This is a genomic window from Kitasatospora sp. NPDC057015 (assembly GCF_042673745.1).
Classification (GTDB): Bacteria; Actinomycetota; Actinomycetes; order Streptomycetales; family Streptomycetaceae; genus Kitasatospora.
In genome coordinates, this window is the sequence record NZ_JBHUSG010000009.1 from 89,314 (window position 1) to 114,956 (window position 25,643).

Below are 25,643 nucleotides of genomic sequence, written 5' to 3' on the forward strand. Positions count from 1 at the left end.
TCGGATGTCCGGATGCCTGGACGAAGGCTGCGGGCGGAGTTTTCTTAACTGCGCCGTAAGGGAGCTGTTCGCCAGTCTGAGCAGGCCGGAACGCCCCCTGCGGCACCGATAGCGTCGGCCTCGCCCGGGCCGGACGGCACAGTCGTACGCCTCCCCCACCCGACCCGGGGCCCTCTTCCCTCGGTCACCCTCGCGGAGGTACGCCCACCATGACGACCCAGCCCACCAGCCGTACGGGCCACCACCGACGCAGCCGCAAGGGCATCGTCGTCGGAGCCTCGGTGGTCGCCGCCGCCGTCGTCGCCGGCGCGGTGGTCGCCCTCGCCTCCTCCGCCAGCGCCGCCTCGGTGGGCGCCGCCTACAGCCGCACCAGCACCTGGGACGCCGGCTACACCGGCCAGTACGTGGTCACCAACCCCGCCACCAGCGCGATCGACGACTGGACCCTCAGCTTCGACCTGCCCGAGGGCGCGACCATCAGCTCGCTCTGGAACGCCGGCTTCACCGCCGCGGGCCGGCACATCACCGTCAAGCCGGAGTCCTGGAACAAGCACCTCGACCCCGGGAAGAGCCTCTCGGTCGGCTTCGTCGTCCAGGGCTCCGGCGCGGCCCAGGCGGAGCCCGCCAACTGCCTGATCAACAACGTCTCCTGCAAGGCCGGCGACGGCACCGTGCCCACCCCCTCGGGGCGGCCCACCGGCACCCCCGTCCCGTCTCCCTCCGCCACGGCCACCGCCGCGCCCACCAGTGCCGCGCCCAGCCCGACGGCCACCGCCACCCCCACCAAGACGCCCACCGGCGCACCCACCACCGCGACGCCCTCGCCCACCCAGACCGCCGCCCCGGTCACCGGCGCGGGCTTCGCCCCGTACGTCGACACCTCGCTCTACCCGCCGTACGACCTGGTCGCCACCGCGAAGGCCACCGGCGTGAAGAACTTCAACCTCGCCTTCGTCGTCTCGGGCGGCGGCTGCACCCCCAAGTGGGGCGGCGTCAGCGACCTCGCGACCGACGCGGTGGCCGCGCAGATCGGCGCGCTGCGCGCGGCCGGCGGCGACGTCCGGGCCTCCTTCGGCGGCGCCAACGGCACCGAACTGGCCCTGGCCTGCGGCACGGTGGCCGATCTGACCGCCGCCTACCAGAAGACCGTCGACGCGTTCGGCCTCACCAAGGTCGACTTCGACGTCGAGGGCGGCGCGATCGCCAACGGCGCCGCCAACACCCGCCGGGCGCAGGCGATCGCGCAGCTGCAGAAGACCGCCGCCGCCAAGGGCCGCACCCTGGACGTCTCCTACACCCTCCCGGCGCTGCCCACCGGCCTCACCCAGGAGGGCGTCGACCTGGTCGCCGACGCCAAGAAGAACGGTGTCGCCATCGGCGCGGTCAACATCATGGCGATGGACTTCGGCGACGGCGTCGCCCCCAACCCGCAGGGCCAGATGGGCAAGTACGCCATCGCCGCGGCCACCGCGACCCAGGCCCAGGTCAAGAGCGTGCTCGGGCTGAGCGACAGTGCCGCCTGGGCCAAGGTGGCCGTCACCCCGATGATCGGCGTCAACGACGTCTCCACCGAGGTCTTCACCGTCGCCGACGCCAAGCAGCTGGCCGACTTCGCCAAGACCAAGCACCTGGCCTGGCTGGCCATGTGGTCCGGCACCCGGGACAAGGCCTGCGACGGCGGCGCCAAGCAGTACGCGGACGCCTCCTGCAGCAGCATCGTCCAGCAGCCGCTGGACTTCACCCGGGCCCTCGGCGCCTACACCGGCTGACGCCCCACCCACCCCCACCCGTCCGGCCGCGACTCCCGCCAGGAGCCGCGGCCGGTCCGGTTTCCGCGGGCCGGGCGGCTCGGACGACCCTGGCGCGCCGGGGGAATGACGTGCGGTCAGCACGCCGGCGACGGCCCGCCCGGCGAGGGCGGTCGCTCCCGGCCGTCCACGTCCGGGTGTTCGAGCGGTGGGCTATTTTGGGGGCAGAGCGCGCGGCGTCCGGCCCGCGCGACGGGGGACGGCCCGCCACGGCGGGCGGTGAACGGGGGTGTACGGACGATGCCGATCGACGCGAGCGGCGGCGGTTCCGGGTTCGAGGTGAAACCGGAGGTCCTGGAGAGCGCGGGGCAGAACGGACGGCGCACGGCGGCCCGGATCCCGGACGAGGCGAAGGGGGTCCTGGCTCCGGCCGACGCGGCCCAGGGCGCCCTGAAGGGCTGGCAGAGTGGCACGGCGCTGAACCGCTGCACCGACAGCTGGAAGGCGGCCCTGGACTCCACCGCCGCGGACATGGACCGCTGCGGGGACAACCTGGTCAGGACGGCGGCCAACTACCGCGCGGCCGACCAGGCGAACGCCGGCACCGTGGCCGCCTCCGGCGACACCACCGGTGTCCTGGCCACCATGGCCGCCACCGACCTGGACGGCGCGCACACCCTGCCGTACCCGGCGCCGCCCCGCAGCGGGAGCGGCCCGGACGCGGTGATCCTGCCCTACCCGGACCGGCCAGGCGCGGAGGGCCCCCCGTTCGGCGGGCCCTTCACCCCGGGGGGTCGGGACCCGATCGAGCCCGGTACCGGGCACCCGGTCGCGCCCGGTGGCCGGGACCCGATCGCACCCGGTCGGCCCGGGATCGTCCAGCCGACCTGGACCGGCCCCGCACCCGCGGTCGTCCACCCGATCGCGCCGGGCGGGCCCCGGCCGGCCGCGGTCACGCCGATCGACTGGATCACGGCGCCGCAGCCGGCGGACGTCATGCCGGTCTTCGTGCCGGGCCCGGTCACCGTCGGGCCCGCGCCGGCCGAGCCTGACCAGCCCTTCGAGATCCACTACTTCGACCCGCCGACCGAGGAGGACAAGGAGCGGCTGCGCCGCGTCATCCTCGGCGAGGGTCCCGCACCGGAGGGGCTGTGACCATGGACTTCCGATCACTGCGCGAGGCCGACCCGCGCGCCCTGGAGAGCGCCGCACAGGCGTACGCCAAGCTGCACGACTCGCTCCAGGAGGACCAGCGCGAGTGGCGCGGCGGCACCGCCGACCCGGTCGCCCACTCCGGCTGGCAGGGGCCCGCCGCCTCCGCCGCCAACGGGTCCGTCGGGCGGACCTCCCGGAAGCTCGACGACACCACGACGGGCCTCGCCCCGATGAGCCGGCTGCTGAACCAGGGCGCCGCCGACATCCGGGCCGCCCAGAACGACCTCCGGCAGACCCTGGACGAGGCGACCGCCGCCGGCCTGGTGGTCGGCGAGGACGGAAGCGTCTCCTGGGAGGCGACGCAGACCGCCTACACCGACGAGGCCACCGCGGCCCGGACGGACGCCGAGCACAAGAAGCAGGCCGAGCAGACCAGCGCCCGGATCAACCACATCCTGGAGCGGGCGGCCGACACCGACCGGGCCCTCACCGGGCAGCTCGACGCCGCCGGCGCGACCGCCCGCGGCCTGGCCGCGCAGGCCCGCCCGGCCTGAGGCCCGCCCGGCCTCCCGGCCCGGCCGACCCCCGGCGCCGGCGCCCGCGGCGGATCACCGCCCCGGGTGCCGGTCCCGTCGCCGGCCCGGCGCTCCGCCCGGGCCACGGCCCGGGCCGGCCCCTCACCCATCGGGTAGGGTCGATCGTTGGTCGAACGGCGGACGGAGCTGACAGTGACAGCGGTGCAAGACGAGCACAGGGCGGCGCAGGCCGTGCCGGGCCCGCATCCCGCCGCCACCTCCGCCCGGGCGGCGGCCGCGCTGGCGGCCCCGGTCCGCGCGGTGCGCGAGGCACCGCGGCGGCCCATGCTGATCGCCGGCGCCGTGGCCTTCGTCTCACTCCTCACGTACGCCGTCGTCCGGCACTTCGTCGGGACGTCGATGGTCGACATGATCGTCTACCGGGCGGAGGGCTCCGCCGTGGTGAACGGCGGCGACCTCTACGGGTTCCGGGTGACGGAGTGGAGCCTGCCCGCCACCTACCCGCCGTTCGCCGCGATGCTCTTCGTCCCCACCACCTGGTTCGGGATCGGCTTCCTGCGGGTGGCGATCACGGTCGGGAACGTCGTCCTGCTGGGCCTGCTCGCCCACCTGTCCTTCAAACTCGTCGGGTGGCCGCGCCGGGAGCTGCGCCCGGTCGGCGTGGTGCTGATCGCGGGGTGCGGCGTCTGGCTGGAGCCGGTCTTCACCACCCTGCGGTACGGGCAGGTCAACCTGGCGCTGGCCTGCCTGATCCTGTGGGACCTCACCCGCTCCGACGCCCGGCTCGCCAAGGGCGTCGGCATCGGCATCGCGGCCGGCGTCAAGCTGACCCCCGGCCTGTTCGCCGTCTACCTGCTGGTCACCGGGCGGGTCCGCGCGGCCTTCGTGGCCGGCTTCGCCTTCCTCGGGACCTTCCTGCTCGGAGCACTGTTCCTGCCCGACGCGACCTGGGGCTACTGGACCAAGTACCTCTTCGACTCCACCCGGGTCGGCAAGACCGAGATCGTCGACAACCAGTCGGTACGCGGCGCCGTCGCCCGCCTGCTGCACACCCCCGAACCCGGTCTGCCCGCCACCCTGGCCGCCGCGCTGGTCGCCGTCGCCGGGATCGCGATCGCGGCCTGGGCGTTCCGCAGCGCCCGGGTGCTCCCGCGGGCCGAGGCGTGGGGCGTCTGCTGCGCGGCGGTGACGGCCGTCCTGGTCTCGCCGATCAGCTGGACCCACCACTGGGTCTGGTGCGTCCCGGTGCTCGTCCTGCTCGCGGCGGAGGCGGCGCACGAGGCGTCCCGTCCGGCGGCCGTCCGACGGCTGCGCTGGCGGCCGATCCTGGTGGCGACGCTGATCGCCTTCTGCTCCTTCGGGATGTGGCTGGTCCCGCACAAGGGCGACCTCGACCAGCACCTCAGCCCGCTCAGCCAGCTGCCGGCGGCCGTCTATCCGCTGGTCGGACTCTGCTTCCTGCTGGTCGCCGCGCTGCGGATCCGCTCACGCCGCCGTGCCGCGGGCCTGCCGCTGCTCGGCCTGCCCGCCCGCTCCGCCGCGGACCCGGCGGCCGCATCCGTCCCCGCGGCACCCGCACCGGAGCGTCAGCAGGCCCCCGCGGCCGGCTGACGCCTCGCGGCGGCGCCGCCGCCCGGCCGTGCGGCGGGTTCGTCCGGCCGTGCGGAAGCACCGCGCGGCCCGGCCCGGCCCGCTCACGCCAGCAGCTCGGCGAGCGAGCCGTCCATGTCCAGCGCCGCCAGCTCGCTGCCCGGCGGCACCAGCCGGTGCGCCCGCTCCAGCCAGGCCGCGACCACCGGCAGCGGCGCCTCCAGGAGCGCGTCACCGGCGGGCGAGCTCAGCGCCATGCACAGCACGCTGCGCCGCCCCGAGGGCACACCCGCGACGGTGGAGTGGGCGACCGCCGGCCAGATCCGCACGTCCCCCTGCCCGCAGGGTCGGAACGTGCCCTCCACCAGCAGCTCGCGGGCGAACACCCAGGTGACGGGCGTCCCGGTGTCCAGGTGGAAGGTGATGTGCACCGCGAACGGGTCGTGGCTGCCGTACGACAGCCGGGCCGGGACGGGGACGCTGTGCTCGGGGGAAAGAACCAGGTTCAGTTCGAGTTCGTGCTCGACCACGCTCGTCGAGTGCTCCATCGTCGCGTTCCTCTCTGCTCTGCCTTCGGTCCGGGCACGGTCGGTGCCGGGCCCTTCCACCGTTGAGAGCGCGCACCGCCCGCGGTCTTACACAGGTTTCGTGGAATCACGGCGAAACCCGCTCAGGGGTTCCGGTACCGGCCGCAAATGCGGGGTGAGCGGGCGGTGGCAGGCGCGTGCCCGAAGGCGCGCGCCGGGCGCGCGGGGCAGTCCGGGGGCTGCCGGACATACCGCTCCGAGCGCCGGGCTGTCCGGTGAATGCGCAAGTTCCGTCCTGAACGGTGTCGAGGTACTACCCTTTGTGACTGCCCGGCGACTGTCCGCCCATGAGTGCAGGCGAGCAGCCGCCGTTCGGCGCGGCCGCCCGACGGCCCGGCGCATCGGCCCTGCCAGGAAAGAAGACCCTCATGACGGACCTGCCCTCCGCCGGCGGCGCGGACACGACCGTCGGCCCCGTGCCGGGCTACTACGCCGACCCGTCCATCCCCGGCTACGTCCGCTACTGGGGCGGCACCGCCTGGGTGCCCGGCACCAGCAGACCCACGCCGGCCGAGGGCGAGGTGCTGGAACCGCCGCGGTTCCTGGGCCGCCCGGGCCGGCCGGTCGGCGCCCGGTACGTGCCGCCGCCGTCCACCGGCGCGGGCGTGGGGGCGGGCGCGGGCCCGGGCACGGTCGCGGGCCTCGGGGGGCGGTCGGACGGGGGCGCGGTGGCCGCCGCCGGGCCGGGCGGCGGCGGGCCGGTGGGCGGCGGGTCGGGCGGCGGCGTGGTGCTCGGGCCGGGTGACACCGGGCCGGTGTACTTCGACCAGACGAGCGGTGGCGCGTCCTTCGTGATGGCACCGCAGGCCGAGCTGGAGTTGCGCCGGCGGACGGACGTCGAGGCGCGGGCGGCGCAGGCGCAGTTCCAGGGCCAGGGGCAACAGCAGGGGCAGGGAGGGTACGAGCTCCAGGGCCACGGGCGGGGGCGCGAGCAGCTGCCGGCCCAGGTCCAGGCCGAGCCGCAACCCTCGGGCCGGTCCCCGTACCAGCCGCCGGTGCAGGCGCGCCCGCCGGCGCAGGCGCAGTGGGGTGGCTACCCGTTCACCTCCACGCTCCCGGCGCAGGAGGCCGAGCGCACGCCGAAGATCGCCGGAGCCGTGCTCCGGGCGGCCGAGTCGCCGGTCCGCGACGGCCGGACGCCGGCCGTTGTCGAGCCCGGCCACGGCCCGGAGAGCGCCGCCGCCCCGGTGCCGTACGCCGAACCCGTGCCGCAGGCCGATCCGCTGACCGCCCCGACGCCCTCGACGCCCGTGCCGCAGCAGCAGGCCGCTGAGGTTGATCGGGAGGGTCCGCAGTCGCCGGGCCCCGCCTCGGGTTGGCAGGCCGACCCGCGTGCGCAGCGCGGCCTGCTGGAGACCGGCGGTTCGCCGCGCTGGGTGTCCTGGGGCGTGCTGCCCGGCGCCGCCGAGGGCGGGCCCGCGCCGGAGCCCGAGGCCGGGTCCGGGACGGCGCCGCAGGCGCAGCAGGTGCCCGAGTCCTCCGGTGCGCCCGGGGTTCCAGCGGCGCTGGCGGAGGTGGAGGCGGTGGCGGAGCCGACGGCCGATCCGGCGCCTCGCGCCACCGGTACCATCGCAGCGGCGCGGGCCGCCGCGGGGCCCGGTCCGGCTCGGGACGTCCGGGCCGGCGCCGCCTCGGGTACCACCGCCGCGGCCGGGGCGTCCGCGGGCGCCGTCGCCGGACGCGCCGCCGCCACCCACGGTCGTACACCCGCCGCCGCCAGCTCGGCCCGTACGGCCGAAGCCGGTGCCCGGCCCGCCGCGGCATCGACCGGTCCGGCGCGGCGGTCGCCCGCGGGGCGCAAGCCCGTGGCCCGCCCGGCCGCGGGTCTCGGCCGACGGCTGGTGGCCCGGGTGGTGGACACGACGGTGATGGCGATCATCGCGGTCGCGGCCGGCCTGCCGCTGGCCTCCTCGGCCACCGCGCACGTCCACGAGAGGCTCGAACGCGCCAGGATGGCAAGCGATCTGGCCGGCCGCCAGATCCAGATCTGGCTGGTCGACGGCGTGGTGATGGGCAAGGCCGGTGTCCTGCTGGCCGTCCTGCTGCTCGCCGGCCTCCTCTACGAGGTGCTCCCCACCGCCCGGACGGGGCAGACCTTCGGCAAGCGCCTGGTGGGCATCCGGGTGGTGGACGCGGGCTCGGCGGGCCGCCCGTCCGCACCGGCGCCGGGGCGCTCCCGAGCGCGGGCCGCGACGACCGGTCAGGGCGCCGCCGCCTCCCGCGCGCAGCAGCCGGGCGTTCTGAGGACGCCCACGCTGCGCCGCTCGTTCCTCCGATGGGTGGTCAGGGAGCTCGCCTGGCTGCTGCTGATCGGCTTCTGCTGGCCGCTGTTCGACCGCCGGGAGCGCCGGGGGTGGCAGGACCGGGCCGCCCGCACCCGGGTGATCAGGGCGTGAGCACCGGCACCGTCGGATAAAACGGCGCAAATGTCCCAACTTTGTACTATGTGTGATGTTCTACTCGGGGAATGAGCACCTACGACCCCTCAGGGCCCGAGCCGGAGGAGGGCGGCAAGCCCTCGTTCGACAAGCAACCCCCGCAGACGGGCGGCACGCCGGCAGGTGCGCCGTCCGACCCGTACGGCACCCCGTCGCCCCCGGCCGGCGACCCGTACGGCACCCCGCCGCCCGCCGGCGGACCGTACGACCGGCCCGGCGCCTACGGCGGCAGTTACGGCGGCGCGCCCGGCCAGCCGCCGCCCGGGCAGGGGTACGGCCAGGGGCCCGGCGCCCAGGGCTCGCCCGGTGCGGGGCCGGTGCCGGGCATGCCGCCGCTCGGCAGCTGGCCCAACCGCATCCTCGCGACCGTGATCGACTACCTGCTGGTCCAGGTCGTCGCGATCCTCCTGGTGCTGCCCTTCGCCAGTCTCGGCAACCGCGACGGCTCGACCGGCGCCTTCTGGCTGGCCTGCGTCCTGTACTTCGTCTACGGCGGGCTCATGCTCAGCCGGGACGGACAGACCCTCGGCAAGAAGGCCATGAAGGTCCGCGTCGCCATGCTGGTGGACGGCAACACCCCCACCGCTTCGGCCGCCTGGAGCCGCTCCGCCGTCTTCATCGTGCCCGCCGTGGTCTGCTGCGCGATGCTCTGGTGGGTGATCGACGGCCTGTTCGGCGTCTTCGACAAGCCGTACCGCCAGTGCCTCCACGACAAGGCCGCCAAGACCGTGGTGGTCTCCACGGCCTGATCCGGGCCGCCGGCGAACGGACGACGGGGAGGCCGCCCGACCGGGGGCCTCCCCGCACTGCTGCCCGGGCCGGTTTCAGCCCTGCTGTGCGTACTCCCGGGCGGGGGCCGCCCGGACGCCGGAGCCGGCCGGCGCCGCCGTGGCGGCGGGCAGCGGGCCCGGCCGCCGTCGCCCGACGGACAGGGACAGCGCGGTGGCGAGGGTGCCGAGGGCCAGTGCCACGGCCACCAGCACGGCGATCTCCAGGACGCCGGTGGCCCCCGAGACGGCGAGCAGGGCCACGGTGGCGACGACGACGGTCAGGGTGCCGGTGCAGATCTGGGCGAGTGTGGGGCGCGGCATGGCGGTCGGTCCTTCGCGCGTCGGGGGCGGCGGAGTGGTGCGGCGAGCGGGAGGCGGGCCGTGCGGGTGGGACGTCGTACCGGAGAATGCTTACCCGGCTTGGGAGTTCGGTAAGTTCACCCTAACCCGGCATACGCGGGGCACGGGGGGCGCACAGGCTCACCGCCCGGTCGTGCGCCCCTCGGAAACCCGTTGGCGGACCTCGGTACGGTGATCACGGCATCCCGCCTGATGCCGCGGACCTCGACGGTCCGACGGTCCGTCCGGTCGTCGGCGCGTCTCGCCGGCTGCCCGGGCGGCGGACGGGTGCCGCCGACCCTGCCGCCGATCCGCCGTGCCGGTCCGTCCGGCAGCCCGTACCCGACCTCCGGGGAGAACACCGTGCCCGTGCCCGCCGACTGGCCGACCACCGAGACCCAGGCGCTCGCCGAACAGCGGCGCCTGCGCGCCCTGGTGGAGCCGCACGGTCCCGGGCCGGCCGACGGCGCCCTGGTGGCCGGCGTCGACGTCGCCTACGACGACGAGCGGGACCTCGTGGTCGCCGCGGCCGTCCTGCTGGACCACACCACCCTGGAGGTGGTGGAGGAGGCCACCGCGTCCGGCCGGATCCCCTTCCCCTACGTCCCCGGTCTGCTGGCCTTCCGCGAACTCCCCGCCGTCCTCGACGCCCTGGCCACCCTCGCGCACACCCCCGACCTCGTGGTCTGCGACGGCTACGGCCTCGCCCACCCCCGGCGCCTGGGCCTCGCCAGCCACCTCGGCGTGCTCACCGGCCTGCGCACCTACGGCGTCGCCAAGACGCCGTTCACCTTCACCTTCACCGCACCCGAGCCCGAACGCGGCTCCTGGGCGCCGCTGTTGGACGCCCCTGCCGACGGCGAGCAGGGCGAGCGGGGCACGGAGGTGGTGGGGCGGGCCGTCCGCACCCGTACCGGCGTCAAGCCGGTCTTCGTCTCGGTCGGCCACCGCATCGGCCTCGACGAGGCCACCGCGAGCACCCTCCACCTCGCGCGCGACTTCCGGCAGCCCGAAACCACCCGCCGCGCCGACTCCCTCTGCCGCCGCGCCCTGACGGAACTGCAGCGCGACTCCGTCTGATCCTGCGCCCGTCTGAGCCTGCGCCCGGCCGATCCTGCGCCGACCCGGATCCGCAGGTCAGGGACAGCGCCTCCAACCCGTGGTGGAGGGGCCGTTCTGCCCGTCGGTGCCATGTGTTAGACATAAGGGTTAGGGCTTTGACACCGCCGCGCAGAAGGTCCGCCGGCCGGACCGGAGTCTGACGGGACACACAGGATGCACGGGAAGTACGGGGGAGGTACGAGGGCGTGAGCACGGGGACAGGTTCGAGCGGCGGCTCAGGAAGCGGGTACCGCGTTGAGGTCGACAACCTGAAGGCTTTCGCCGCGCAGGTGCGCCGACTGCTCGCCGAGTTCGAGGCGTACGCGGACGGCACCAAGACGCACGGACAGAGCGCCATCGGCAGGAACGCGTTCGGGACCTTCGCGGAGGCGAAGGACCTGCACGCGCAGTACGAACTCATGCGGGACGGCCTGCGGGACGTCATGAACCAGCTCCAGGACGCGGTGAACGACGCCCACCGCAAGGCCGAACTCACCGCGGTCAACTACGAGGAGCAGGAGCACTCGACCTCGCAGAAGCTGAAGCTCAGCTCGGACGGCTGGTCGGTGGCCAACCCGTCCGCCACCAGCACCGCGGCGGTCATCCCGACCATCGCCCCGCCCGCCGGCGCCGCGCAGCCGCGACACGCGGCGAACGGGCGCTCCAACCAGCCGGCCCAGTCCGGATGGTGAGGGGGAGCGCCGTCGTGATGACGCAGACCCAGCCGCACGCCGGTCGTGACAGCGGGACGGGAGACGCCCGAACATGAGCTACACCGACTTCAACAACTACAGCCACGGCACGCTCCGGAGCATGGTGCAGGCCATGAACTCCGGTGAGGTGATGGCCGCCAGCGACCCCTGGCGCAGGGCGGCGGAAACCCTCAAGGCGATCCACACCTCCCTCCAGTCGACGTCCGGCGAGGCCGCCGTCGACTGGGAGGGCACGTCCAGCGACGCCTTCTACTCGAAGATGACGAAGCTCGCGAACAGCATCAACAACACGGCGTCCTACGCCCAGGACGCCGCCGAGACGCTCAAGCACATGGCTCAGGCCATCGACCAGGCCAAGAAGACCATGCCGGAGGAGCCGGGCCTCTGGGACCAGTTCTCGGACGGGTTCGGTGACACCGTCTCGGCGACCTTCGGCGGTGACGACGAGGACACCAAGACGACCATCACGGACGAGAAGAAGAGCCAGGCCGTCGCGGTGATGCAGACCCTGGCGATGAAGTACCGGGCGGCCACGCCGGTGCTCAAGCCGCCGACCGGCGGGATCGACGACTCCCACGAGATCGCAGCGCCCGGCGATCCCACCGGTGCGGCCATCGGCGGGCTGATCGCGGGTGCCGGTCTGGGCACGGTGGGCTCCGGAAGCGGCAGCGGTGCCGGGGGCAGCGTGAGTCGTTCCTCCCAGCCCCGAAGCGGCAGCGGGAGCGTCGCAGCCACACCGAAGGCCCCCAGGGTGACCTCGCCGCCCGCGCCGGTGGATCCGGCGATCAAGGGCGGCTCCCCGCAGCCCGCGCCCAAGGCGCCGACCCCCGCCAACGTCGGTCCCGGCACGGGCATCGACGGTGCCGTGCTGGCGAAGCCGCCCACCGCGACCGGAAGCGGACCCGCCAACCCCGGGACCCCGGGTGGTGGCGGCGGATCCGGCCCGGTGGGTTCGGGAGGATTCCACGGCGGAACCGGTCAGGGCGGACCCGCCGGCTTCGGCACCGCCCGCGGACCGCAGGGTAGCGGCGCCGGGAACCTGGCCGGCGGCCAGAACAAGGCCGGAGTGGCCGGCCGGGAGCTCGGCCGAGGCGGTCCGGGCGGCGGTGCCGCGCGCGGTGGCAGCGCCTTCGGCGCGGGCGGAATGCACGAGGGCGGCGTCGGCGGCGGAGGCCGCGGCGCCGCGGCCCGGGGCGGTGCCGGCGCGGCCCGCCGAGCCGGCGGTGTCGCCGGGGAGAGCACCGCGGTGGGATCCGGCACCGGCCGCAAGGCCTTCACCGAGGGCGGGTCCGGACTCGGAGCCCGTTCGCGGGTGCAGGGCGAGCACGGCGCGGGAACGCAGGGCAAGGGCGGCCAGGGCATGCCGCTGAGCGACGCCCAGCGCCGGAAGAAGGACCGGGACAAGGGCAGCAGGCGGCCGGACTACCTCGTCGAGGACGAGGAGACATGGGTGTCGGGCCAGCCCAGCAATCCGAACGTGGTGGAATGATCCCCCGTCCGCCCGAGGACGGTCCGAACTGACCGGTCGCCCCGCAGACGACGATCTGCGGGGCGACCGCATCACTGAGTGGGGTGACCAGGCTTGTCGACCAGCCGACCGGGACGCGGCATGGCCGTGCTCGCTGCGGGGGCCCTGCTCTGGGGGATGAGCGCCGGCCCGGCGAGTGCGGACAGCATTCGCGACGGCCAGTGGGCCCTGGCCAAGTACGAGGCGGAGACCAAGGTCTGGCCCGTCAGCCAGGGTGACGGCGTGGTGGTGGCCGTGATCGACAGCGGTGTCGCCGCCGACCATCAGGACCTGACGGGCCAAGTCCTGCCGGGGGTCGACTTCACCGGGGCTCAGGGTGAGGGCCGCGTCGACACCAACGGTCACGGCACCGGCATGGCGAGCCTGATCGCGGGGCACGGCCACGGGGACCGGGCCGGAGTGATGGGACTGGCGCCGAAGGCCAAGATCCTCCCGATCCGGATCAAGCTGGCCGAGACCGGTGACTTCTTCACCGGCGACGACAGCTTCCCCAAGGCGGTGCGGTACGCCGTCGATCACGGCGCCAAGGTGATCAACATGTCGATCAGCGGCGGCGTCCGAACGAGTACCCCGGACCGCGAGGCACTGAGCTACGCCATCAGCAAGGACGTGGTGCTGGTCGGCGGTACGGGAAATCTCGGCAACCACGCCACCCCCGTCACCTACCCGGCGGCCTTTCCCGGTGTGATCGCGGTGGGTGCCGTGGACCGTGACGGCCGGGTCTGGGAGAAGTCCAACTACGGGCCCGAGACAACGGTGGTGGCCCCCGGCGTCGAGATCTATTCGGCCGGCGGCAAGACCAACACCACCTACCGCACCGCGGACGGCACCTCCGACTCCACCGCCTACGTCTCCGCCATCGCCGCCCTGGTCCGCTCGAAGTACCCGGAGCTCTCGGCCGGGCAGGTGATCAGCCGGATCATCAAGAGCGCGGTCGCCCCGCCGGACGGAACCGCGGTGCCCGACGCCCACTACGGCTACGGGATCGCCTCGCCTTCGAAGGCGCTGGCCGCCAACTCCGAGGTCGACAACGGTCCCAAGGCGAATCCGCTGCTCTCCCGTCCCGAGTCGCAGGGCACCGTGGAATCACCCGCACCCGGTCAGTCCGGGGACGGGGTGGACCCGGGCGGCGCCGCGGGCGGTGGCGGGCTGGCCGAGACGGGCGACTCGGGTGTCCCGGTCCTGGTCTACGTCCTGGCCGGCGTGCTCGTCCTCGTGGTGCTGGTCCTCGTCGCGTTCCTGGTGCTGCGCAGTCGCCGGAACGGCGGTGGGCCGCCCCCGCCGCCTTCGGGGGGCAGTGGCGCGGGCTTCCCGCCGCCCGTCCCGCCGCAGTACGGCCAGGCTCCGCAGTACGGGCAGGCTCCGCCGTACGGCCAGGCTCCGCCGTACGGGCAGGCTCCGCCGTACGGGCAGGTCCAGCCGAACGGTGCTCCGCCGTACGGGAGTTCTCAGCAGCAGCCCTACGGCGGCCCGCAGGGCCCGTCCGCCCCGCCCGCGCCGCCGGCCGGTCCGCCGTCGGGTCACCCGTACCGCTGAGGCGCCCGCGGACGGACGCGCCCACCGACAGGCGAATGGCCGGAGCAGGCCAGGGCCCTTCCGGTAGTGATGGTTCCCCATCGACTACCGGAAGGGCCCTGTCATGTTCGGACCGCGGTCTCGTGTTCCCGCCCCCGTCTCCGTCCTCGCCTCCCCACTCGTCCTGGCTCTCGTCCTCGCCGTCTCCGCGGTGCTGTTCCTGCTGGCCGGTCCGGCCGGCGCGGAGGAGTCGCAGGGACCGAAGAACGCGCAGGAGGCGGCGATCTGCGCCAGCCTGCTCAGCTGGGTGCTGCCGAGCAGCCCCGCGCCGACCTCGATCGACGCGATCTGCACGGTGAAGGGCAACGGCGGCTGAGGTGTTCCTCCACCCGGCCGGGGCATGCGAACTAGGCTGGGGGAATGGACTGTTACAGCTGTGACCGGGAGGCCGTGTTCGCCGGCCTCCCGCCGCGCGAGCGGATCGCCGCGGACGAGCACTGGCGGGTGGCGCACGCCTTCGGCAGCGCCCTGCCGGGGTGGCTGGTCCTGCTGCCCCGGCGGCACGTGACCGCTGTCGGGGGCCTGACCGACGCGGAGGCGGCCGGGCTCGGGAGCTGGCAGGTCCGGGTGTCCCGTGCGCTGGAGGCCGTGACGGGGTGCGCCAAGACGTACGTCGCGCAGTTCGCGGAGGCCGAGGGCTTCGCGCACGTCCACTTCCACATCGTGCCGCGGGCGGGCGATCACCCGCCGGAGCTGCGCGGGCCGAAGGTGTTCGGTCTGCTCGGGGCGGATGCGCCGGTCCCGGCGCAGCAGATGGACGAGCTCGCCCTGAGGCTCGGGCCCCTGCTCCGCTGAGCGCCGCCAGGTCGCCGGGCCGCCAGACCCCCGGCCCGGCGTGGGGGATCAGAGCGTGCGGTACATGACGTGCAGGCCGACGTACCCCTTGTCGGGGTGCTGGAAGGCCTCGGGGACGGTGGTCAGCACCTCGAAGCCGAGGGACCTCCAGAGCGCCACCGCGCGGTGGTTGGTCTCCACCACGGCGTTGAACTGCATCGCGCGGTAGCCGTCGGCCCGGGCCTGATCCAGCACGTGCGCGCACAGCGCCCGGGCGACGCCCCGGCCGGTGTGCCGGGGATCGACCATGAAGCCCGCGTTGGCGACGTGCGAGCCGCCGCCCATCTGGTTGCGGTGGGTCTCGGCGGTGCCGAGGACGCCGCCGTCCTCGTCGACCGCGACGAAGGTCCGGCCGGGGGCCTGCTTCATCCACATCGCGCGGGCGTCCGCCTCGCTGATGTCCCGGTCCCAGGTGAAGGTGTCACCGGCGGCGACGATCGAGTGCAGGAAGGGCCAGATCTGCGGCCAGTCGTCGGGGGTGGCTTCGCGAATGAGCATGCCGTCCAGCATGGAGGCCCATCGGGCGGCCGGCCAGCGGTTTTCCGGGCCGCCGGGTGGGCGCGGAACGGTGACCCGCCCCGGGAGCGGCACCGCGGGACGGCCGGCGGGCTGGCGGCATCTCGGCGGACCGTGGCGGAATGGCCGCTGGTGAGGGGCCGGGAGGGCCCGCCACCATGGAGCCATGACCACAGCCGATGACACCGCCGCCACCGCCCCGCGTGCGACCGCCGGGACGATTCCTCCCGCCACCGCAGGGGCCGCCCGCACCGACGCGGTGGCCCCCGCCGAGGACGCCGTCACGCCCGACGGCAAGGACTGGACCTGGGTCCTGGAGCGGCCCTGCCCCGACTGCGGGCTGGACACCCCGTCGGTGGTCCGCGAGGAGGTGGCCGGCCTGGTGCGGGCCAACGCCGCGTCCTGGCTGGCCGTCCTGGACGCGGCGGAGGACGCGCTGCGCCGCCGGCCCCGGCCGGAGGTCTGGTCGGCGCTGGAGTACGCCTGCCACGTGCGGGACGTCTTCCGGCTGTTCCACGTGCGGCTGAACCTGATGCTCGACCAGGACGGCCCGCTCTTCCCCAACTGGGACCAGGACGAGACCGCGCTCGCCGAGCGGTACGGCGAGCAGGACCCGAAGACGGTGGCCGCCGACCTGGTCGAGGCGGCCGAGATCTTGGCGGGGGCCTTCGACCGGGTCTCCGGCGAGCAGTGGCAGCGGACGGGGGACCGCAGTGACGGCGCACGGTTCACGGTCGAGAGCTTCTCGCGCTACCTGATCCACGACCCGGTGCACCACCTCCACGACGTGACGGGCGAGCCGGCTGCGCAGCGTCCGGCGTAGGACGTCACGGGCGGGCCGCCCAGGACGGCCGGCGTCGGTCGACACCGGCTCCGATCACGTCGGCCGGCCGGGTGGGCCACTCATGCGGACCCCTGCTCGAACGGCCGCGCGGGCAGTCCGTGCGGCGGGGCCTCGGCCAGCACCTCCGGTTCGGCGGCGCCCGCTCGGACGGTGAGGACGAAGCGGTGTTCGGAGCCGCCGTCCGAGCGGGCACTGACACCGGTTCCGCCACCTGTTCCGCCCTCGCCACCTTTTCCGCCACCGCCACCGGGACCGGAGCCGGCGAGGACGCCGCCGCGGAGCGGCTCGAAGGCGAGGTAGGCGAACGGGGCCTCGACGCTGCTCGTCTCCGCGAGCCGCGTCAACTCGCCCTCCACGGTCTCCCATTCGTCCTTCGGGACGTACTGGCGCATGATCGAGTGCCAGACCACGGTGAGGGCGCCCGGTCGGACGGTGACCTCCCGCAGGAAGGCCGCCGCGCCGATCGGCCGGACCTCGGGAGGCTGCTCCGCGGCCAGGGTCAGGGCGCCGGCCAGGCGGGCGGTGCGCTCGGGCTGGTCCGGCCAGACGTAGGCGCGCAGGGCGAGGGCGCCGTCGGGCGAGGCCGGGTCGATCGGGAGCAGGTCGCAGCCCTGGCGTTCGGCGAAGGCGAGCGCGGGGGCGGCCGCGGCGGCCCGGCGGAGCCAGTCGGGCGGGGGAGCCCGCCAGGCGTCCCGCAGGACGACGGGGGAGTCCTCGGGGCCGTAGCCGAAGGAGCCCGCGGTGTACCGGAAGCGGTCGGCGAGCAGGTTGAGACCGGCGCTGGCGCCCAGCTCGAACAGTCGGACGGGGAGTCCGGGCGGGAGGACCCGGAGCAGGCCGGTGACCAGGAGGGCGGCCCGGCCCACCTCGTTGGTCTGCGGGGGCCTGGTCAGCCAGTCCCGCACCCAGGGCAGGTTGTCCCGGACGGTGGCCCGGAAGGCCGGCCAGCCGGCATCCGGACGTAGTGGGTCGAAGCGGCCGCCCGCGCTCGGGTAGTGCGCCGCGAGCCCCGGCGCGCGACCGGTCAGAACCAGCGCGTGGACGCCGCCGAGCAACCGCAGGGCGACGGCCTCCGCGCCGGACGCGTCCTCGTACCCGGCCAGGGCCTCGGCGCAGGGTCCGCCGGTGACGAGGTCCTCGGCGACCCGGTGGAGCAGAGCGCCGTACAGCGGTGAGCCGAGCCGGTCGCAGGCGGTGGCCTGCCGTTCGACGAGGTCGGCCGCGTGGGCGACGGACGGCGGCCGGGCGGGCCGCCGCGCGGGCTCGCGGCCGACCGGCCCGGTGGGTGGCTGGTCGGACATCGGACACACCTCCGGCTCGGTGGCCGCGGCGGGAGCGTCGGCCGGGATGATCCTTCCCCGCTCCACGCCGGACCTCCCGCTGCCACGCGGTGACGCCGATCACCAGCCGCGGTCACCAGCCGGCGGGCTCCTGGAGCAGGGCACGGCGCAGCCGGCCCGCCACGTTGGCGGTGTCCGAGCCGACCACGTCGGCGATCTCCGGTGCGGCGAGCCCGACCACGTAGTGCAGGATCGCCAGGTCCTCGTCCGCGGGGCCGGAGGTGGGGGGCCGCGGCGCGCCGGACGGCTCGGCCGGCAGCCGGGCCGCGACGGTGTTCCGCAGGATGTGCCAGGCCTCGGCCGCCGGGTTCCGGCTGACCAGCAGCTCCCGCCAGTGCACCGCGACCTCGCAGAAGGCCTCCTGGACGCTGTCCGCGGCCTCCTCGGCGTCGGGCAGCCATACCCGGGCATAGCTCAGGTACCGCGGGCGGTGCAGCTCGCAGAAGGCCGCGTACTCCACGGGCACGGCCGGTTGCAGGGGCACGGCACGCGGGGTGCCCTGCTCCTCCGGCGGCCCGGCAGGGCGGGTGTGACGAGTGGTCATCTCTGCCTCTCGGCAAGGGAGATGTGCGGCTGAGGGGATCTTCGGTGCTCACTCTACGGGAATCGACAGGCGCTCAGGGTAACCAATCGGATTGGATGCCCGGAACGGGACCGGGAGAAGCTCCGCGACCGCGAGCCCGGCCGGATCCGTTCGCGCCCGGGTCCGGCGTCGGGCGTCTCGGGCGGTGGTGCGGACAGCGGTTCGGGCGGCGGTTCCGCGGGACGCTCGGAGGGCGGCTGCTCGGAAGGCGCGGACCGGCGTCCGGCGGGACCCGGCGGAAGCGGTCGGGACGGCGGACGGGCGGCGGGCTCCTCGGGGCGAACCGCTGCGCAGGCGCCCGGACGGCGTACTTGCGAGCGCGTCGCACCTGGTCAGAGAGCGTAGGACGGCAGTGGCTGCAAGGGAGTTGATGTGCCACCGTAAGCCATATGGAGGTCCACGCGCACCCTCGCCAACCGAATCCGCACCAGAATCCGACCCCTCCCGCGCACGGTGAGCACGAGAGCGGTGAGCACGGGAGCGGCGGCCACGCCCCGGCGCACGGCCACCAGGCCCACGCCCTCGGACCCGGCACCCCCTCCGACCACCACAGCCATGCCGACCACCACGATCACCACAACCATGCCGACCACCAGGGTCACGGTCGCGGTCACGATCACCAGGACCACGGTCACGGTCACGGCCACCCCGGTCGGCAGCACCACGGCGGTCACACCCACCCGCACGCCCCCGGCCGGCTGCGGCACCGGCTGGGCCACCTGCTGCGCCCGCACTCGCACGAGGCGGCCGACAAGGTCGACGCCGCCCTGGAGGCCTCCGCCGACGGCCTGCGCACGCTCTGGGTGTCGCTGCTGGTCCTCGGTCTGACGGCGCTGGTGCAGGGAGCCATCGTGCTGCTCTCCGGCTCGGTGGCGCTGCTCGGGGACACCGTGCACAACGTGGCCGACGCGCTCACCGCGGTGCCCCTGGGCATCGCCTTCCTGCTCGGCCGGCGTGCGGCGAACCGCCGCTACACGTACGGCTACGGGCGGGCGGAGGACCTCGCGGGGGTGGTGATCGTGCTGACCGTGGCGGCCTCCGCCGTCTTCGCCGCCGCCACGGCCTTCGAGCGGCTGCTGCACCCGCAGCCGGTGACCCACCTCTGGGCGGTCGCCGGCGCCGGGCTGGCCGGCTGCCTGGGCAACGAGTGGGTGGCCCGCTACCGGATCCGCACCGGGCGCCGGATCGGATCGGCGGCCCTGGTCGCGGACGGCGTGCACGCCCGTACCGACGGCCTGACCTCGCTCGCGGTGGTGGTGGGCGCGGCGGCGGCCGGACTCGGGATGCCCTGGGCGGATCCGCTGGTCGGACTGCTGATCACGGTGGCGATTCTGGCCGTCCTGCGCGGTTCGGTACGGGAGATCGGCCGCCGGCTGATGGACGCGGTCGACCCCGCCCTGGTCGACTCCGCCGAGCGCGCCCTGCGCACGGTGGACGGCGTGCGCGGCGTGGGCGCGCTGCGGATGCGCTGGATCGGGCACGCCCTGCGCGCCGAGGCGGAGGTGGTGGTGGACGGGACGCTCACCGTGGTCGCGGCCCACCGGGTCGCGGAGGCGGCGGAGCAGGCGCTGGTCCGAGCCGTCCCCCGGCTGCTCGGCGCCACGGTGCACATCGACCACGCGCCGCTCTGAACCCACGCGCCGCTCTGAACCCACGCGCCGCTCTGAGGCCATGGTTCGTTCTGAACCCACGGGCCGCTCCGAGGTCGCGGGTCGTTCTGAACCCACGCGCCGCTCCGAGGCCACGGCCCGCCTGCGGCGCAGGAGTCACCCTCCCGGCTGAGGGCCACACCCCGACCCGGCCGCCGGGCGGCGGCCGGGGCCGGAGCACGTCTGCGCGCGAGGCCGGATCACGTCCGCCCCGGGGCCCGGATCACGCCGTCGGGCGCCGCCCACTCAGCACGTGTGCCCGGCCTCCCTCGCGACGACGCGCACCGCAGGTCCGGAGCGCTCGCCGGCCGCGCCGCGTACGACCGCCGGTCCGGCGGTGCCGGTCTGCCCCGCGCGTCCCGGCTGCCTCGCCCGGTCGGGGCGGGACAGGCAGTCGGCGGCGGTGGTGCGTTCGACCTGGGCGGGGAAGGCCTCGACCGCGCGGCGCCTGGCCCGTTCGGCGGCGGCGGCCGCCGCCGCGCCCGCTGCCGCGGCGGCACTCTTGGCGTTCTCGGCACCTTCGGCACCCGGTCTGCTCCCGGTGTCCGGGCCGCCGTCGGCGCGTCTGCCGCGGGCGGTCCGGGCAGCGCTCTCCTCGACGCTCTGCCGGGCGGCGAGGTAGGCCTGGACGACCGCCATGCCGTACACCGGCTGGATCAGTTGGTGGCCCTTGAAGAACGGGCGGGCGGGGGTGAAACCGGCCGCGATCACCAGATCGCGGATCTCGGTTATCTCCTCCTCGGTCCGGGCGGTGAAGCGGACCTCCCAGCCCTTCTTGTACGTATGACCCTGCTCGCCGCCGCGGCGCGTGAGGTCGGGCTGGCGGACGTATCCGGGGAGACGGCCGAGGCGCAGCATGGCCGCGCGAAGGCCGGAGGTCTCGTCACGTGACATGGAGTAAGGGTAGGCAATCTTGCGGACGGGAGTGACTCCCGTGAGGGGCTTCGGCGTATGGTCCTGGTCACCCACGGTCAGACGCCCTGGTCGGTGGTCCGGACCGGCCGGTCGGGCGGGTCGGGCCGCTCGCCGGAGGCGTGCACCGGGCGGCCGGGCGGGTACGCCGGGCTGCCCTGGGCGACAACCTTGTGGTCGCCTATTACTCCGAACGAGTGATGGTATGGGGACTTTAGCGCAGGCCGGTCCCGGTTTCGCGACGGTTGGGTAACAGTGCGTCAGGCAACCGATGACCGGCCGGGCTGTTGGGGATGGTGTCGGCATGAGCTACCAGATTCCTTCGCCGCCGCCGTCTCTGGAAGAACTGGCGAGGCGTCAGCAGAATGTCATCACCGCCGGCCAGCTGCGCCGCCGGGGTGTGCCGTCGCGGGTGATCAGCGAGCAGTGCCGCCGGGGCGGCCCCTGGCAGCGGCTGCTGCCCAGGGTCTACCTCCTCCAGGACGGCGAGCCGACCCCGGAGCAGCGGATCTGGGCCGCCCTGCTCTACGCCGCGCGCACCGGTCGCGAGGACGGGAACCGGGAGGGCGCGGTGATCACCGGAGCGGCCGCCCTCGCACTCTACGGGTTCGCGGCCGTCCCGCGCCTGCCGGCCCTCACCGGTGTGGAGGTGCTGGTGCCGCGCCAGCGCCGGCTGAAGGACGCCGGAGAGGTCAGGATCAGGCGTACCGCAAGGGAGTTGGAGGCGATCTCGGTGCACGGCCTGGCCTGCGCGCCGGTCGCCCGGGCGGTCGCGGACGCGCTGCGCGAGTGGACCGACGCGGGTGAGCCGCAGGGGGTGCCGGGCGGCGGCCGGCTGGTGCGCGCGGTGCTGCGCGAGGCGGTGGCCCTGCCCGAAGCCCGTTGCACCATCCCCGAGTTGCTCTCCGAGTTGATCGAGGCCGATCTGGTCGGTGAGGTCAGGGTCCGGGCCGCCCTGGACGAACTGCTCACCGAGGCAAGGGAGTCGGCTGTCGAGCTGATCGGCCGGCTGGCCGAGGACTGGCTGCTGCCCGCCCCGCTGGCGGGCCCCGAACTGCGGATGCGCGGCGGCACGTACATCGCCGTACCCGACCTGTACTGGCCGAAGGCCGGTGTCGCGGTGGAGATCGACGCGGAGCTGCGCTGCGTCAGCGCGGGGGAGTCGGCCTGGGCGCGCGGCGGGCGGCACCGGCTCGAGTACGTGGGGGTACGGGTGGTGCAGCTCTCCGCGCACCGGCTGGCCGCCGAGCCCGACGCGGTCGGCGCCGAGCTGCGGCAGGCCCTGGCCCTCGGCGGGACGGACCTGGTGGAACTGCTGGCCACCGAGCGCTGACCGGGGTGCGGGCTACCCGCCCACGACCGGGGTGCCGACCAGGGTGACCCCGGCGGCCCGCAGTTCGTCCAGCGCGGCGGCGGTGGTGTCCGGTGCGACGCCCGCCGTGAGGTCCAGCAGGACGCGGGTGGCGAACCCGGCGCGCGCCGCGTCCAGCGCGGTCGCCCGGACGCAGTGGTCGGTGGCGATGCCGACCACGTCCACCTCGGTGACCTGGCGCTCCCGCAGCCACTCGGCCGCACCCAGGTTGTTCTCGTCGAGCCCCTCGAACCCGCTGTAGGCCGCCGAGTAGGCGCCCTTGTCGAAGACCGCCTCGATCGCACCGGAGGTGACGGAGGGGGCGAAGTTGGGGTGGAAGCCCACGCCCTCGGTGCCCGCGACGCAGTGCACGGGCCAGCTGTCGACGAAGTCCGGCTCGGCGGAGAAGTGCGCGCCGGGGTCGATGTGGTGGTCCCGGGTGGCCACGATGTGCTGGTACGCCGGGGTCGACTCGGCGATCAGGTCGGTGATCGCGGCGGCCACCTCGGCGCCTCCGGCGACGGCCAGGCTGCCGCCCTCGCAGAAGTCGTTCTGCACGTCGACGACGATCAGTGCCCGGTGCATGGGTCGCATCCTCGGTTGTGAAGGTGGTGGGGCAGGGGGGTGGTGGAGCTGGGTGCTGGCAACTCTAGGGAGTGACGTGCGCGGACGGAAGTGCCACGGGGCGCGTGCGCCCCGGCTCGCTCCGCCCGCTTCGGGCCGCGGCCCGAAGCGGGGGCCGGTCCGATGCCCGGCCCGCCGCTCCGGCCGGTTCCGGCCTGTGTCGGCCGGGTCCGGCCCTCGCAGCGGTGGCCGGGCGCGGTCGGGCGGGCCGGTCCGAACGTCAGGCGGTCCGCTCGGTCGCCAGCACGGGCTCGCCCTTGGAGAGCTGGGTGGCGGACAGCGGCAGTGCGGCCCGGGCCCGTACGTGCCGCTCGCGGGCGGCGGTCAGCGGTTCGCGGCCGACGGTCTCGCCGCCCCGGACCAGCGGCACCTGCAGCAGGTGGCCGGCCAGCTCCTCGGGGACGGGTCCGGTGCCGACCACCTCGGCCTCGGCGACGCCGTCCGCGTCGGGCCGACGGGCCGCCCACTTGCGCCCGCCCACGCTGCTCTTGGCGCCGGCCGAACGCTTGGCGACCGGGACCAGCGGCCCGCCGGGCGTGCTCTCCCTGGCGACCAGCTTGTAGACCATCGCGCAGGTCGGGTGGCCGCTGCCGGTGACCAGGCTGGTGCCCACGCCGTACCCGTCGACGGGGGCGGCGGCGAGCGCGGCGATGGCGTACTCGTCCAGGTCGGAGGTGACGATGATGCGGGTCTTGCGGGCGCCGAGTTCGTCCAGCTGGCGGCGGACCCGGTGGGCGAGCAGCGTCAGGTCGCCCGAGTCGATCCGGACGGCCCCGAGCTCCGGGCCGGCGACCTCGACGGCCGTCCGGACGGCCTCGTTCAGGTCGTAGGTGTCCACCAGCAGGGTGGTGCCGCGGCCCATCGAGTCGATCTGTGCGGTGAAGGCGTCCCGCTCGCTGTCGTGCAGCAGGGTGAAGGCGTGCGCGGCCGTCCCGGTGGTCGGGATGCCGTGGGTGAAGCCGGCCTCCAGGTCGGAGGTGGCGCTGAAGCCGGCCACGTAGGCGGCCCTGGCGGCGGCCACCGCGGCGCTCTCGTGGGCCCGGCGGGCGCCCATCTCGATGCAGGGGCGCTCGCCGGCGGCGGCGGTCATCCGGGAGGCGGCGGCGGCGATCGCGGAGTCGAAGTTGAGGATCGACAGGATGAGCGTCTCCAGGATCACGGCCTCGGCGAAGCTGCCCTCGACGGTGAGCAGCGGCGAGCCGGGGAAGTACACCTCGCCCTCCGGGTAGCCGTGGATGTCGCCGGTGAAGCGGTAGCCGGCGAGGAAGCGCAGGGTGTCCTCGTCGACCACCCCCTGGTCGGCCAGCCAGTCCAGCTGCGGGGTGGTGAAGCGGAAGGCCTCCACCGCGTCCAGCAGCCGGCCGGTGCCGGCCACCACGCCGTAGCGGCGGCCGTTGGGGAGCCGGCGCGTGAACACCTCGAACACGGAGCGGCGGTGTGCCGCGCCGCTGCGCAGGGCGGCCTGCAGCATGGTGAGCTCGTAGCGGTCGGTGAGCAGCGCGGTCGAGCCGGCCGCGCGCGAAGTGGCGTCCATGGGGATGATGCTACTACCACTTAGCGTCAAAGTGACGATTTCTCTTTCGGGATGTTTCCGTCCGCATCCGGACGACTGCCGGTGCCTCCGGTTGCGGCCCGCGGTGCCCGTTGGTACGGAGTCGGTGACTCCGGCGGCCCGGGCGCCGACGACGGTGGCCGCGGGCCCCCGCCGCCGATCGCCGCCGGCCGTCGCCGCCCTCCCGCTCCGGCCCGCGGGGTCGCGCCTGCGCCCCCCGGTCCGACCGGGAGGTCCGGATCCTCCGGGGTCGCTGGTCCGTTCCGGGCGGGTCTGTCCGGATCGTCCCGCCGAACCCGGGTCGGAATCGCCCGAGGGTCCCCCGGATGGCAGCATGGGGAGCGAAAGAGCATGTGGGAAGCGTGCGAGGAGGAGAGCCAGCGGTGAGTGTCGCGCCCGTCGAGATCGAGCGCCCGGAGGTCGAAGGCCTGCCGGTGGCGGAGCCGGACACACCGTGGGTGACGATCGTCCACAACGACCCGGTCAACCTGATGAGCTACGTCCAGTACGTCTTCCAGGCCTACTTCGGCTACCCGAAGGACAAGGCCAGGAAGCTCATGATGGAGGTGCACACCAAGGGCCGGTCGGTGGTCTCCAGCGGTTCGCGCGAGGAGATGGAGCGCGACGTCCAGGCGATGCACGGCTACGGCCTGTGGGCCACCCTCCAGCACGACTAGCGTCCCGGCGCGGCCCGCGGGAGCGGGTCGGACGCGGGCGGACCGGTGCTACCGAGCAGACGACGAGACGGGCTGACCGATACAGATGGCTGGGTTGTTCGAGAGTGCCGGCGGCGGTGGCGCGGCGATCGCACTGGACGAGCTGGAGGCCTCCATCCTGCGCTCGCTGGAGGTGCAGATGCTGGAGCTGATCGGGCCCGGCCCGGGGGCGGGCAGTGACGACCCGCTCGCGGCGCTGTTCGCGGAGGGGCCGACCGAGGCCCCCAGCGATCCGGCGCTCGCCCGGCTCTTCCCCGACGCGTACGGCGAGCCCGGCGAGCCCGCGGACGCCGACACCAGGGCCGCGGCCTCGGAGTTCCGCCGGTACACCGAGATCGACCTGCGGACCCGCAAGCGCGACGACGCCCTGCACGTGGTGCGGGCCCTGGACGGTCTCGGCGGCGAGGGCGGCGTCCTGAAGCTGGCGGCGCCCGACTGCCTGCGCTGGCTGGGCGCGCTGAACGACCTGCGGCTCACCCTGGCGGCCCGCCTGGAGGTGACCGAGGAGGACGAGCAGGGCCTCTACCGGCTGCCCGACAGCGACGAGCGCAAGCCGCTGGTGATGGCCTACCTCTGGCTCGGCGGCATGCAGGAGTCGCTGCTGGAGGCCATGGCCGACTGACCGGCCGCCCCCGATCCGCC

General features: G+C 74.8%; 25 protein-coding genes. 17 read left to right on the top strand and 8 right to left on the bottom strand.

Annotated features, from left to right (window positions below; all coding sequences use genetic code 11):
- The first annotated feature begins 209 nt into the window (after positions 1 to 209).
- From ACFTWP_RS11630 to ACFTWP_RS11645, 4 genes are all read left to right on the top strand, one after another.
- Complete coding sequence (locus ACFTWP_RS11630; protein WP_380264279.1) at positions 210 to 1,769, top strand: cellulose binding domain-containing protein; 1,560 nt, start codon at positions 210 to 212, stop codon at positions 1,767 to 1,769.
- A 279-nt stretch (positions 1,770 to 2,048) separates the two neighbouring features.
- Complete coding sequence (locus ACFTWP_RS11635) at positions 2,049 to 2,903, top strand: hypothetical protein (protein ID WP_380264281.1); 855 nt, start codon at positions 2,049 to 2,051, stop codon at positions 2,901 to 2,903.
- Positions 2,904 to 2,905: 2 nt separating this feature from the next.
- Positions 2,906 to 3,457 (top strand): WXG100 family type VII secretion target, encoded by a 552-nt coding sequence (locus tag ACFTWP_RS11640; protein WP_380264283.1) that lies wholly within the window; start codon positions 2,906 to 2,908, stop codon positions 3,455 to 3,457.
- Between the two features lie 183 nt (positions 3,458 to 3,640).
- Entirely contained in the window at positions 3,641 to 5,050 is a 1,410-nt protein-coding gene (locus tag ACFTWP_RS11645; protein WP_380264285.1) for a glycosyltransferase 87 family protein, read from the top strand.
- Positions 5,051 to 5,133: 83 nt separating this feature from the next.
- On the opposite strand, the gene ACFTWP_RS11650 is transcribed toward ACFTWP_RS11645, so the two are convergent.
- The gene (locus ACFTWP_RS11650) at positions 5,134 to 5,577 is read right to left on the bottom strand and encodes an SsgA family sporulation/cell division regulator (protein ID WP_380264287.1); all 444 of its coding nucleotides are present in this window, start codon (positions 5,575 to 5,577) and stop codon (positions 5,134 to 5,136) included.
- A 407-nt stretch (positions 5,578 to 5,984) separates the two neighbouring features.
- Here ACFTWP_RS11650 and ACFTWP_RS11655 point away from each other — a divergent pair, with 407 nt between their 5' ends.
- Both ACFTWP_RS11655 and ACFTWP_RS11660 read left to right on the top strand, forming a co-directional pair.
- Positions 5,985 to 8,012, top strand: coding sequence for an RDD family protein (locus ACFTWP_RS11655; protein ID WP_380264289.1), 2,028 nt, complete (start codon positions 5,985 to 5,987; stop codon positions 8,010 to 8,012).
- A 71-nt stretch (positions 8,013 to 8,083) separates the two neighbouring features.
- On the top strand, positions 8,084 to 8,803 hold the full coding sequence (locus ACFTWP_RS11660; protein WP_380264291.1) for an RDD family protein: 720 nt from the start codon (positions 8,084 to 8,086) through the stop codon (positions 8,801 to 8,803).
- Positions 8,804 to 8,878: 75 nt separating this feature from the next.
- Here ACFTWP_RS11660 and ACFTWP_RS11665 read toward each other — a convergent pair whose 3' ends face one another.
- Positions 8,879 to 9,145 (bottom strand): hypothetical protein, encoded by a 267-nt coding sequence (locus ACFTWP_RS11665; protein ID WP_380264293.1) that lies wholly within the window; start codon positions 9,143 to 9,145, stop codon positions 8,879 to 8,881.
- 381 nt (positions 9,146 to 9,526) lie between these two features.
- Between ACFTWP_RS11665 and ACFTWP_RS11670 the strand changes: the two genes are divergently transcribed.
- The 6 genes from ACFTWP_RS11670 (at position 9,527) to ACFTWP_RS11695 (ending at position 14,875) form a co-directional block, all read left to right on the top strand.
- On the top strand, positions 9,527 to 10,243 hold the full coding sequence (locus ACFTWP_RS11670) for an endonuclease V (RefSeq protein WP_380264295.1): 717 nt from the start codon (positions 9,527 to 9,529) through the stop codon (positions 10,241 to 10,243).
- Positions 10,244 to 10,470: 227 nt separating this feature from the next.
- Positions 10,471 to 10,956 (top strand): hypothetical protein, encoded by a 486-nt coding sequence (locus ACFTWP_RS11675; RefSeq protein ID WP_380264296.1) that lies wholly within the window; start codon positions 10,471 to 10,473, stop codon positions 10,954 to 10,956.
- Positions 10,957 to 11,029: 73 nt separating this feature from the next.
- Positions 11,030 to 12,466: a WXG100 family type VII secretion target gene (locus tag ACFTWP_RS11680; RefSeq protein ID WP_380264298.1), complete on the top strand. Its 1,437-nt coding sequence runs from the start codon at positions 11,030 to 11,032 to the stop codon at positions 12,464 to 12,466.
- A gap of 120 nt (positions 12,467 to 12,586) precedes the next feature.
- Entirely contained in the window at positions 12,587 to 14,041 is a 1,455-nt protein-coding gene (gene mycP, locus ACFTWP_RS11685; RefSeq protein WP_380264300.1) for a type VII secretion-associated serine protease mycosin, read from the top strand.
- A gap of 103 nt (positions 14,042 to 14,144) precedes the next feature.
- The gene (locus tag ACFTWP_RS11690; protein WP_380264301.1) at positions 14,145 to 14,396 is read left to right on the top strand and encodes a hypothetical protein; all 252 of its coding nucleotides are present in this window, start codon (positions 14,145 to 14,147) and stop codon (positions 14,394 to 14,396) included.
- Positions 14,397 to 14,440: 44 nt separating this feature from the next.
- Positions 14,441 to 14,875 carry an HIT family protein gene (locus ACFTWP_RS11695; RefSeq protein WP_380264302.1) on the top strand — a complete coding sequence of 145 codons (435 nt, stop codon included), beginning with the start codon at positions 14,441 to 14,443 and terminating at the stop codon, positions 14,873 to 14,875.
- A 48-nt stretch (positions 14,876 to 14,923) separates the two neighbouring features.
- Here ACFTWP_RS11695 and ACFTWP_RS11700 read toward each other — a convergent pair whose 3' ends face one another.
- Complete coding sequence (locus ACFTWP_RS11700) at positions 14,924 to 15,412, bottom strand: GNAT family N-acetyltransferase (RefSeq protein ID WP_380264303.1); 489 nt, start codon at positions 15,410 to 15,412, stop codon at positions 14,924 to 14,926.
- A gap of 184 nt (positions 15,413 to 15,596) precedes the next feature.
- On the opposite strand from ACFTWP_RS11700, the gene ACFTWP_RS11705 reads away from it, so the two are divergent.
- Complete coding sequence (locus tag ACFTWP_RS11705) at positions 15,597 to 16,253, top strand: DinB family protein (protein WP_380264304.1); 657 nt, start codon at positions 15,597 to 15,599, stop codon at positions 16,251 to 16,253.
- An 80-nt stretch (positions 16,254 to 16,333) separates the two neighbouring features.
- On the opposite strand, the gene ACFTWP_RS11710 is transcribed toward ACFTWP_RS11705, so the two are convergent.
- On the bottom strand, positions 16,334 to 17,575 hold the full coding sequence (locus ACFTWP_RS11710; RefSeq protein WP_380264305.1) for a DUF2332 domain-containing protein: 1,242 nt from the start codon (positions 17,573 to 17,575) through the stop codon (positions 16,334 to 16,336).
- A gap of 112 nt (positions 17,576 to 17,687) precedes the next feature.
- On the bottom strand, positions 17,688 to 18,158 hold the full coding sequence (locus ACFTWP_RS11715) for an RNA polymerase sigma factor (RefSeq protein WP_380264306.1): 471 nt from the start codon (positions 18,156 to 18,158) through the stop codon (positions 17,688 to 17,690).
- A 428-nt stretch (positions 18,159 to 18,586) separates the two neighbouring features.
- Between ACFTWP_RS11715 and ACFTWP_RS11720 the strand changes: the two genes are divergently transcribed.
- A complete protein-coding gene (locus ACFTWP_RS11720) occupies positions 18,587 to 19,828 on the top strand; it encodes a cation diffusion facilitator family transporter (protein ID WP_380264307.1) in 1,242 nt (413 codons plus the stop codon).
- A gap of 264 nt (positions 19,829 to 20,092) precedes the next feature.
- On the opposite strand, the gene ACFTWP_RS11725 is transcribed toward ACFTWP_RS11720, so the two are convergent.
- Positions 20,093 to 20,740, bottom strand: a complete 648-nt coding sequence (locus ACFTWP_RS11725) for a hypothetical protein (protein WP_380264308.1) — start codon at positions 20,738 to 20,740, stop codon at positions 20,093 to 20,095.
- A gap of 322 nt (positions 20,741 to 21,062) precedes the next feature.
- On the opposite strand from ACFTWP_RS11725, the gene ACFTWP_RS11730 reads away from it, so the two are divergent.
- The gene (locus tag ACFTWP_RS11730; protein ID WP_380264309.1) at positions 21,063 to 22,091 is read left to right on the top strand and encodes a hypothetical protein; all 1,029 of its coding nucleotides are present in this window, start codon (positions 21,063 to 21,065) and stop codon (positions 22,089 to 22,091) included.
- Between the two features lie 12 nt (positions 22,092 to 22,103).
- On the opposite strand, the gene ACFTWP_RS11735 is transcribed toward ACFTWP_RS11730, so the two are convergent.
- Both ACFTWP_RS11735 and ACFTWP_RS11740 read right to left on the bottom strand, forming a co-directional pair.
- Positions 22,104 to 22,694, bottom strand: a complete 591-nt coding sequence (locus ACFTWP_RS11735; RefSeq protein ID WP_380264310.1) for an isochorismatase family protein — start codon at positions 22,692 to 22,694, stop codon at positions 22,104 to 22,106.
- 259 nt (positions 22,695 to 22,953) lie between these two features.
- Positions 22,954 to 24,267: a nicotinate phosphoribosyltransferase gene (locus ACFTWP_RS11740; RefSeq protein WP_380264311.1), complete on the bottom strand. Its 1,314-nt coding sequence runs from the start codon at positions 24,265 to 24,267 to the stop codon at positions 22,954 to 22,956.
- Between the two features lie 401 nt (positions 24,268 to 24,668).
- On the opposite strand from ACFTWP_RS11740, the gene clpS reads away from it, so the two are divergent.
- The gene (gene clpS / locus ACFTWP_RS11745) at positions 24,669 to 24,962 is read left to right on the top strand and encodes an ATP-dependent Clp protease adapter ClpS (RefSeq protein ID WP_380264312.1); all 294 of its coding nucleotides are present in this window, start codon (positions 24,669 to 24,671) and stop codon (positions 24,960 to 24,962) included.
- An 85-nt stretch (positions 24,963 to 25,047) separates the two neighbouring features.
- On the top strand, positions 25,048 to 25,623 hold the full coding sequence (locus tag ACFTWP_RS11750; protein WP_380264313.1) for a DUF2017 domain-containing protein: 576 nt from the start codon (positions 25,048 to 25,050) through the stop codon (positions 25,621 to 25,623).
- The last annotated feature ends 20 nt before the right edge of the window (positions 25,624 to 25,643 follow it).

Excerpts from the sequence above, each read along its gene's own strand:
- ACFTWP_RS11665 (WP_380264293.1), bottom strand. The coding sequence starts at position 9,145 with ATGCCGCGCCCCACACTCGCCCAGATCTGCACCGGCACCCTGACCGTC.
- ACFTWP_RS11715 (WP_380264306.1), bottom strand. The coding sequence starts at position 18,158 with ATGACCACTCGTCACACCCGCCCTGCCGGGCCGCCGGAGGAGCAGGGC.
- ACFTWP_RS11690 (WP_380264301.1), top strand. The coding sequence starts at position 14,145 with ATGTTCGGACCGCGGTCTCGTGTTCCCGCCCCCGTCTCCGTCCTCGCC.
- ACFTWP_RS11650 (WP_380264287.1), bottom strand. The coding sequence starts at position 5,577 with ATGGAGCACTCGACGAGCGTGGTCGAGCACGAACTCGAACTGAACCTG.
- ACFTWP_RS11705 (WP_380264304.1), top strand. The coding sequence starts at position 15,597 with ATGACCACAGCCGATGACACCGCCGCCACCGCCCCGCGTGCGACCGCC.
- ACFTWP_RS11720 (WP_380264307.1), top strand. The coding sequence starts at position 18,587 with ATGGAGGTCCACGCGCACCCTCGCCAACCGAATCCGCACCAGAATCCG.
- ACFTWP_RS11710 (WP_380264305.1), bottom strand. The coding sequence starts at position 17,575 with ATGTCCGACCAGCCACCCACCGGGCCGGTCGGCCGCGAGCCCGCGCGG.
- ACFTWP_RS11700 (WP_380264303.1), bottom strand. The coding sequence starts at position 15,412 with ATGCTCATTCGCGAAGCCACCCCCGACGACTGGCCGCAGATCTGGCCC.
- ACFTWP_RS11635 (WP_380264281.1), top strand. The coding sequence starts at position 2,049 with ATGCCGATCGACGCGAGCGGCGGCGGTTCCGGGTTCGAGGTGAAACCG.
- ACFTWP_RS11655 (WP_380264289.1), top strand. The coding sequence starts at position 5,985 with ATGACGGACCTGCCCTCCGCCGGCGGCGCGGACACGACCGTCGGCCCC.
- ACFTWP_RS11660 (WP_380264291.1), top strand. The coding sequence starts at position 8,084 with ATGAGCACCTACGACCCCTCAGGGCCCGAGCCGGAGGAGGGCGGCAAG.
- ACFTWP_RS11630 (WP_380264279.1), top strand. The coding sequence starts at position 210 with ATGACGACCCAGCCCACCAGCCGTACGGGCCACCACCGACGCAGCCGC.
- ACFTWP_RS11680 (WP_380264298.1), top strand. The coding sequence starts at position 11,030 with ATGAGCTACACCGACTTCAACAACTACAGCCACGGCACGCTCCGGAGC.
- ACFTWP_RS11730 (WP_380264309.1), top strand. The coding sequence starts at position 21,063 with ATGAGCTACCAGATTCCTTCGCCGCCGCCGTCTCTGGAAGAACTGGCG.
- ACFTWP_RS11740 (WP_380264311.1), bottom strand. The coding sequence starts at position 24,267 with ATGGACGCCACTTCGCGCGCGGCCGGCTCGACCGCGCTGCTCACCGAC.
- ACFTWP_RS11725 (WP_380264308.1), bottom strand. The coding sequence starts at position 20,740 with ATGTCACGTGACGAGACCTCCGGCCTTCGCGCGGCCATGCTGCGCCTC.
- ACFTWP_RS11640 (WP_380264283.1), top strand. The coding sequence starts at position 2,906 with ATGGACTTCCGATCACTGCGCGAGGCCGACCCGCGCGCCCTGGAGAGC.
- ACFTWP_RS11750 (WP_380264313.1), top strand. The coding sequence starts at position 25,048 with ATGGCTGGGTTGTTCGAGAGTGCCGGCGGCGGTGGCGCGGCGATCGCA.
- ACFTWP_RS11695 (WP_380264302.1), top strand. The coding sequence starts at position 14,441 with ATGGACTGTTACAGCTGTGACCGGGAGGCCGTGTTCGCCGGCCTCCCG.
- mycP (WP_380264300.1), top strand. The coding sequence starts at position 12,587 with ATGGCCGTGCTCGCTGCGGGGGCCCTGCTCTGGGGGATGAGCGCCGGC.
- ACFTWP_RS11735 (WP_380264310.1), bottom strand. The coding sequence starts at position 22,694 with ATGCACCGGGCACTGATCGTCGTCGACGTGCAGAACGACTTCTGCGAG.